The 7,871-nt window shown below is 71.7% G+C and carries 5 protein-coding genes and 2 riboswitches; of the genes, 3 read left to right on the plus strand and 2 right to left on the minus strand.

Features of this window, described 5'->3' with window-relative positions; translation table 11 throughout:
* Positions 1-146: 146 nt before the first annotated feature.
* Positions 147-1,649: a glutamate-cysteine ligase family protein gene (locus DN069_RS28680; RefSeq protein ID WP_111505830.1), complete on the minus strand. Its 1,503-nt coding sequence runs from the start codon at positions 1,647-1,649 to the stop codon at positions 147-149.
* A 369-nt stretch (positions 1,650-2,018) separates the two neighbouring features.
* Between DN069_RS28680 and DN069_RS28685 the strand changes: the two genes are divergently transcribed.
* A complete protein-coding gene (locus DN069_RS28685; RefSeq protein ID WP_243639850.1) occupies positions 2,019-2,720 on the plus strand; it encodes a hypothetical protein in 702 nt (233 codons plus the stop codon).
* Between the two features lie 239 nt (positions 2,721-2,959).
* The gene (locus DN069_RS28690) at positions 2,960-3,151 is read left to right on the plus strand and encodes a DUF5999 family protein (protein ID WP_111505832.1); all 192 of its coding nucleotides are present in this window, start codon (positions 2,960-2,962) and stop codon (positions 3,149-3,151) included.
* Positions 3,152-3,227: 76 nt separating this feature from the next.
* Here the strand turns inward: DN069_RS28690 and gcvP are convergent, their stop codons facing one another.
* Complete coding sequence (gene gcvP, locus DN069_RS28695) at positions 3,228-6,110, minus strand: aminomethyl-transferring glycine dehydrogenase (RefSeq protein WP_111505834.1); 2,883 nt, start codon at positions 6,108-6,110, stop codon at positions 3,228-3,230.
* A 53-nt stretch (positions 6,111-6,163) separates the two neighbouring features.
* Positions 6,164-6,288, minus strand: a riboswitch (glycine riboswitch).
* A 1-nt stretch (position 6,289) separates the two neighbouring features.
* Positions 6,290-6,389: riboswitch (glycine riboswitch) on the minus strand.
* Between the two features lie 184 nt (positions 6,390-6,573).
* Between gcvP and DN069_RS42955 the strand changes: the two genes are divergently transcribed.
* Positions 6,574-7,871, plus strand: a 1,298-nt coding sequence (locus DN069_RS42955; RefSeq protein ID WP_165845681.1) for a DUF2382 domain-containing protein, incomplete at its 3' end; no start/stop codon positions are given.

Consider the following 7,871-nt stretch of genomic DNA (forward strand, 5'->3'; position numbering starts at 1 on the left):
GGGCGGGGCGGGGTGCACGAAGCGTGCAGCCCGGGACGATGATCGGGCGGGTTGGCCCGATCATCGCACAGCGGACTGTGTCCGCCGCCGCCTCTCACCATCGCCTCACCTGCCGCGCCACCCGAAGCAACGCCGCCCGACCGGGCTCAGCGCAACGGCCAGGTGTGGACCGGCTCCCCGACGCGCGACAGCTCCATGTACCGCCGGGTCATCGCCTCCATCGCCGGCCCGCGCTCCAGGCCCAGGCGGGCCATGCCGTCGTGGAAGACCGCGCTCTGCCACGCCGCGCCGTTGACGCCCGTGCGGCAGCGGCCCTCGATGATCCCGAGGTACCGGTCGCGGTCGACCGGATCGACACCCCACGCGTCAAGGCCCTGATGAGCCATCGGCAACAGCTCCCGCTGCACCAGCTCGCGTGCCGGAAGCCGGACCAGGCCGCCGCCACGACGACCCCCGCCGCGCGGCCACCACAGCTCCGCGTCGATGCCGAGACGCGCCCCGGCGTGGAAGTTCTCCGCGGCCGACTCGAACGGCATCCGCTGCCAGACGGGTCGCTGCTGGTCGGCGAGGGTGCGCACCAGTCCGTAGTAGAAGGCGGCGTTGGCCAGCGTGTCGACGGCCGTCGGTCCGGCCGGCAGGGCGCGGTTCTCGACCCGCAGGTGCGGGACACCGTCGGCGACGTCGTAGACGGGGCGGTTCCAGCGGTAGATCGTCCCGTTGTGCAGCCGCAGTTCCCGCAGCGTGGGGACGCCTCCGGCGGCCAGCGTCTTGAGCGGATCCTCCTCGTCGCAGATGGGGAGCAGCGAGGGGAAGTAGCGCAGGTTCTCCTCGAACAGGTCGGTGACCGAGTCGATCCAGCGCTCCCCGAACCAGGTGATCGGCCGCACGCCCTGGGCCTTCAGCTCCGCCGGACGGGTGTCGCAGGCCTGCTCGAACAGGATCGGGCGGGTCTCGCGCCACAGCTCGCGTCCGAACAGGAACGGGGAGTTCGCCCCGAGGGCGAGCTGCACCCCGGTCAGCGCCTGGGCCGCGTTCCACACCCCGGCGAACCGCCGCGGCGTCACCTGCAGGTGCAGTTGCAGCGAGGTGCACGCGGCCTCGGCGACGATGGAGACGGAGTCAACCTGCAGCCGCTCGACGCCCTCGATGTCGAGGGAGATGTCCTCCCCGCGCGCGGCGAGGATGCGGTCGTTGAGCAGCCGGTAGCGGTCACCTGCGGAGATGTTGTCCAGCACCGCGTGGTCGACACTCAGCGTCGGCAGGATGCCGACGGTGACGATCCGCGCGCCGGCGCGCTGAGCACGCCGGTCGGCGTAGGCGAGGCCGACGGCGAGCTCCTCGCGGAGCTCCTCGAAGACGCGCCCGCCGAGCCGGTGCGGGGCGATGTTGACCTCGATGTTGAACTGTCCCAGCTCGGTCTGGAAGTCCCCGCTGGCGATCTCCTCCAGGACAGCCTCGTTGCGCATGACGGGCAGGCCCGCGTCGTCGGCGAGGTTGATCTCGATCTCCAGGCCCATCATCGCCCGGGCCCGGTCGAAGCGCTCCTCGGCGAGCAGTCTCTCCAGGGCCTCCACGCACTGACGCAGTTTGTGCCGGTAGAGCTGACGGTCTGCCAGGTCATTGCCGGCGACGACCACCTTCTCCCCCATGGGCGCCCAACCCTCCCTCGATCGGCGGTATCGAGGAGCATGCCCCGAAGGGGTGATCGACACTCCGAGCACCTGCGCGAGAGGGCATGTGCCAAAACGGCGCCAGGTATACGAACTGCCCGAAATCTCCCTTGCGGTCGTGCACGCAGCGTAGTAGAAGAATCACGCCGTGCACTCGTCCATATAGAATCGCGAGATACAGGTACGCATGGCCCGACGCCGCCGGGACGCCCGGCCCCAGAGGCCTGCCCTGGATCACGATTCGCTGTCACCCGCACCGCCGCGGGCCCTCAGCCTGCGCTCTGCGACCAGCTCCGCATGCACATTCCCGCTCCCGCCTGTCTCTGCTGCCACGAGAGGCGAACCAACATGTCCCTGCAGCTCCCTCAGCCGCCCGCCGCCGCCCTGCGCGCCGTCCTCGACGCCCTGGACGACCCGGACGCCCCCGGCGCCCTGCCCGTCCGCTCCTCGGCGATGCGACGCTGCATCGGACCGCTCACCCCCGCACTGCCGCTCCCGCTCCATCAGCTCGACCCGGCGGCCACGCCGGGTGACGGCGCCACCCAGCTGGCGCGCGCACGCCGCACCGGCTGGCGCTTCCTGATCAAGGAGTGCGACGAGGTCGTCGCCGCCGCCGTCACCCTCGAACGCGGCCCGGACGAGCCCGGCTCCGGCGAGCCGCACGTCTTCTCGCACTTCGCCGAGGGCCCCTACCCGGCGGCGACGCTCCGCGCGCTGCAGCAGGCCCGCCTGCACACGGCGGGCACGCCGACCACCTACCTGCCGCGGCTGCTGTCGGTGCCGGCGCACTACATGACCGCGCTCTGGCTGCACCCCGTGCTCCCGGCCACGCCCACACCGGACCTGCTGATCCCGCTGGTCCCCGCGCCGCTCGGGGTCACCCCGCACATCCCGCACCACGCGGAGGAACTGCTGGCGCTGCTCGCGCTCACCGGCGGCGACCCGGTCGAGGCGGCGGTCGAAGCCGCGGTCGAGGCCGTCGTCGAGGCCGCGGACGGAAGCGCGGACGGGGGCGCAGGAGCGGGAGCGCTGCTCACGAGCACACGCTGACCCGGAAGCACCCCCTCGTACCACCCGTTGTGACCACTTGCCACATGGTCACAACGGGTGGTTTCTGCTGCTCGGGAACTTCTTGGGTGACGCATGTCACCAAATAGCTGCGGTTCGGCTACGAGAGTCGCAGACTGTGAACCAGCGGAACGAGCCCACCGTCCTACCCGGCGAGAAGGCACTTCACACCTCCGCGCCGCAGACCCGCGGCTCTGGTTTCCGAAACGAGGGTACGAGCTATGTGCCAGCACCGTCCTGAGTGCCCGTCCGCCGACTCGCCGGACCGCGAGGCGGCCGTGATCGTCGCGAGCCACCCGGAGCAGGGGTGGAACCTGTTGTGCAACGGTGTCCTCGTCTTCGAGGACACCGGGGAGATCCTTCCCGACGGCCGCGTGGTCGCACCGAAGCGCACGCTGGCAGGGGCCGCGTAGTTCGATACAAGGGCTCGTTGCAACGCCAAGGGGCGCGGGGATTCCCCGCGCCCCTTCCTGCGTGCCGGCGCGCAGCTCAGCCCTCGTACTCGTCCATGGGCGGGCAGCTGCAGACGAGGTTGCGGTCGCCGAAGGCGCCGTCGATGCGGCGGACCGGGGGCCAGTACTTCGCGGCCGGGTTGACGCCGGAGGGGAAGACCGCCTCGGCGCGGGTGTAGGCGTGGTCCCACTCCCCCGCGAGCGCCGCCGCGGTGTGCGGGGCGTTGCGCAGCGGGTTGTCCTCCGCCGGCCAGTCCCCGGAGCCAACCTTGTCAATTTCCGCACGGATAGCAATCATCGCCGTGCAGAACCGATCGATTTCGGTCAGATCTTCGCTCTCGGTGGGCTCGATCATCAGCGTGCCGGCCACCGGGAACGACATCGTCGGGGCGTGGAAGCCGTAGTCGATCAGGCGCTTGGCCACGTCGTCGACGGAGACGCCCGCCGACTTGGCCAGCGGCCGCAGGTCGATGATGCACTCGTGCGCGACGAGGCCGCCGGGGCCGGTGAAGAGCACCGGGTAGTACGGGGCCAGCCGCTTCGCGATGTAGTTCGCGTTGAGGACCGCGACCTGCGTGGCGCGCTTCAGGCCCTCACCGCCCATCAGGCGGACGTAGGACCAGGAGATCGGCAGGATCGCCGCCGAGCCCCACGGCGCGGCCGAGATCGGGCCGACGCCCGTCTCCGGTCCGGCGGCCGGCTGCAGCGGGTGGTTCGGCAGGAACGGCGCGAGGTGCGCGCGGACCGCGACCGGGCCGACGCCCGGGCCGCCGCCGCCGTGCGGGATGCAGAAGGTCTTGTGCAGGTTCAGGTGCGAGACGTCCGCGCCGAACTTGCCCGGCTTGGCCAGGCCGACGAGCGCGTTGAGGTTGGCGCCGTCGACGTAGACCTGGCCGCCCGCCTCGTGGACGGCGGCACAGATGTCGCCGATGTTCTCCTCGTACACGCCGTGCGTGGACGGGTAGGTGACCATCAGCACGGCGAGCGAGTCGCGGTGCTGCTCGATCTTGGCGCGCAGGTCCTCGACGTCGACGTCGCCGTCCGGCAGCGTCTTGACGACCACGACGCGCATGCCGGCCATGACGGCGGACGCGGCGTTGGTGCCGTGCGCCGAGGAGGGGATCAGGCAGACGTCACGGCCGGTGTCGCCGTTGGACAGGTGGTACGCGCGGACGGCCAGCAGGCCGGCCAGCTCGCCCTGGGAGCCGGCGTTGGGCTGGATGGAGACCTTGTCGTAGCCGGTGACCTCGGCCAGGCGGTCCTCCAGCTCGTTGATCAGCTGCAGGTAGCCGGCGGCCTGCTCGACCGGGGCGAACGGGTGCACGTTCGCGAACTCCGGCCAGGTGATCGCCTCCATCTCGGTGGTGGCGTTCAGCTTCATGGTGCAGGAGCCGAGCGGGATCATGCCCCGGTCCAGCGCGTAGTCCTTGTCGGCGAGCGAGCGCAGGTAGCGCAGCATCGCGGTCTCGGAGCGGTGCGCGTGGAAGGTGGGGTGGGTCAGGTAGGCGTCGGTGCGCAGCAGCGCGTCCGGCAGGGAGTCGCCCGCCGCGGCGTCCAGCGCGTCCACGTCGAGGTCGGCCGGGACGCCGAAGGCGGTCCACACGGCGACCAGGTCGGCGCGGGTGGTGGTCTCGTCGCAGGCGATGCCGACCAGGTCGGCGCCGTGCTCGCGCAGGTTGACGCCGACGGCGGCAGCAGCCGCGACGACCTCGGCCGCGCGGCCCTCGACGCGGGCGGTGACGGTGTCGAAGAACGCGTCGCTCGCGAGCTCGACGCCGCCACGGCGCAAGCCCTCGGCCAGCACCGAGGCGTAGCGGTGGGTGCGCGAGGCGATCTTCTCCAGGCCGTCCGGACCGTGGTAGACGGCGTACATCGACGCCATGACGGCCAGCAGCACCTGCGCGGTGCAGATGTTGGAGGTGGCCTTCTCGCGGCGGATGTGCTGCTCGCGCGTCTGCAGGGCCAGGCGGTAGGCGCGGTTGCCGTCGGCGTCGACGGAGACGCCGACCAGGCGGCCGGGCAGGCTGCGGGCGAACTCGGCGCGCACGGACATGTAGCCGGCGTGCGGGCCGCCGAAGCCCATCGGGACGCCGAAGCGCTGGGTGGTGCCGACCGCGATGTCCGCGCCGAGCTCGCCCGGGGACTTCAGCAGGGTCAGCGCCAGCAGGTCGGCGGCCACGGCGACGACCGCGCCGAGCTCCTTGGCCTGCGCGATGACCGGGGCCAGGTCGCGCACGGCGCCGGAGGCGCCCGGGTACTGCAGCAGCACACCGAAGACGCCGCGCTCGGCGATCTCGGCCGGGATGCCCTCGCTCAGGTCCGCGACAACGGTCTCGATGCCGGTCGGGACGGTGCGGGTCTCGATCACAGCGACGGTCTGCGGCAGGGTGTCGGCGTCGATGACGAAGACGCCGCCCTTGACCTTGCCCATGCGGCGGGCCAGCGCCACGGCCTCAGCGGCGGCGGTGCCCTCGTCCAGGAGCGAGGCACCGGCGGTCGGCAGGCCGGTCAGGTCGGTGACCACGGTCTGGAAGTTCAGCAGGGCCTCCAGGCGGCCCTGGGAGATCTCCGGCTGGTACGGCGTGTAGGCGGTGTACCAGGAGGGGTTCTCCAGCACGTTGCGCAGGATCACCGGCGGGGTGAAGGTGCCGTAGTAGCCCAGGCCGATCATGGAGCGGAGCACCTGGTTGCGGTCGGCCAGCTCGCGCAGCTCGTCCAGGACCTGGGCCTCGGAGCGGCCTGCGGGCAGGTCGAGCGCGGTGAGGCTGCGGATGGCGTCCGGCACGGCCGCGGCGGACAGCTCGTCCAGGGAGCCGAAGCCCACCTGCGCCAGCATCTTGGCCTGCGCCTCGGCCGCGGGGCCGATGTGGCGGTTCTCGAACGGGCTGGAGTGCTCCAGCTCGGAAAGCGACGACGTCATGGGGAGTCTGGCCTCCTGGTCGGACCGGGTGGGCGCGGCGGGGCGCCCGGGCGGCCTCCCCCTCTGTCATTGAACCTGAGAGCTTCACCGGTCCACTCGAGACCGGCTTTCACCGTCGGTGAGCGCCGCTCGAGGAACCCCGTGGAATTCCGGTGACGGCGCTGCTTTCCAGAGTCGACCTCGCCAGTGCGGTACTTCGGCCTGAGAGATTCCGGGGAGGAGTTGCTCCTTCGGCGCCGTTCGCCCTCCCGGGCGATCGGACTCTCCCGCACGTGCTCGACGGTCAACCGCCAGGGTACCAGCGCGGATCATCCATCCGACGGGTCCCGGGCAACCCGTACGGCGCAGCGACACACCGAAGCGGTCGTATGCGTTCGACAAAGACATCAATGTGCCTTTTCGTATGACTTGAGCACGTTCGTCTTTTGAGCAGACCGGCGCGGCCGATGGAGGAGTGGAAAACGTGCAGACCGAGATCGACCCCAGGGATCTGATCGGGCACAAGGCCGTCGACAAGAACGGCGACAAGATCGGCACAGTCGACGAGGTCTACCTCGACGACGCCACCGGTCAGCCGGAATGGGCCGCCGTGCGCACCGGTCTCTTCGGCCGCGACGCCTTCGTGCCGCTCACGACGAGCGAGTTCGTCTCCGACGAGCTGCGGGTTCCGTACGACAAGTCGCTGGTCAAGGACTCGCCCGACTTCGGGGTGGGGCAACACCTTTCCCCCGCGCAGGAGCTGCAGCTCTACCGCTACTACGGGCTCGAGGTCCCGACCAGCACCGGCCAGCACGCCGCGGAGCCGGGCACGAAGGCCGGCGAGAAGCCGGCCACGCCGACGTCGGCCACCGCCGAGACGGTGGTCGCGGCGGGCGCCGCGGCCGGGATGGCCGCGGGCCGGGCCACCGGTCACGACAGGACCGAGACGCACGAGAAGCCCGTGGAGCAGACGCTGACCACCCCGACCGTCCAACCGCTGGCCAACGCGGGCCGTACCTCGTCCTTCATGACGGGCTCCGCGCCGAACGCCGCCTCCCCGCAGCAGTCCGGCAGCGTCGTCGGCCAGGCCGCGGCGGCGGCGCCCGCGGCAGCGGCGATGTCCACGCCGAGCGCGCAGGCACCCACGGTGCGGACGCCGACCGTGCAGACCCCGCCGGCCGCGCCGTTCCCCGGCACCGGCGCGGGCGCGCCGATGGGTGCCGGCATGGGCACGGCCGCGGTCGCGTCCCGTACCGAGCCGCAGCGCCGTCCCGACCCGCTGACCGACCCGCTCCCGGGCCTCGGCGCGCCGGCGGCCGCGGGCACCTCGTCCAAGGACCCGGTGCCGGAGCCGCTGGAGATCGTCTGCCGCGAGGAGCGCCTCGACATCCAGACCGAGTGGCACATCCTCGGCCGCGCGCGACTGCGGAAGTACGTGACGAGCGAGCAGGTGGAGCGCCGCGTCCCGGTCGTGCGCGAGCGGATCCGCGTCGAGCGGGTGCCGGTCAGCGCGGAGGAGCGGGCGAACCTGACCGAGGCGGAGATCGCGGAGAGCGTGGAGGAGGTGACCCTGCACGAGGAGCGGCTGGTGGTGAAGAAGACCGTCGTCCCGGTCGAGCGCATTCGGCTCGTCACCGAGCGGATCACCGAGGAGGAGGTCGTCCGCGAGCAGCTGCACCGCGAGCACATCCAGGTGCACGACGGCAGCAAGCCGGCGGGCACGCCGGTCACCGCCCCGACGGACGCGAGCGGCAACGGCGCCTACCCCAACGGCCCCCAGCC

The organism is Streptacidiphilus pinicola, from assembly GCF_003258295.1.
Taxonomy (GTDB): Bacteria; Actinomycetota; Actinomycetes; order Streptomycetales; family Streptomycetaceae; genus Streptacidiphilus; species Streptacidiphilus pinicola.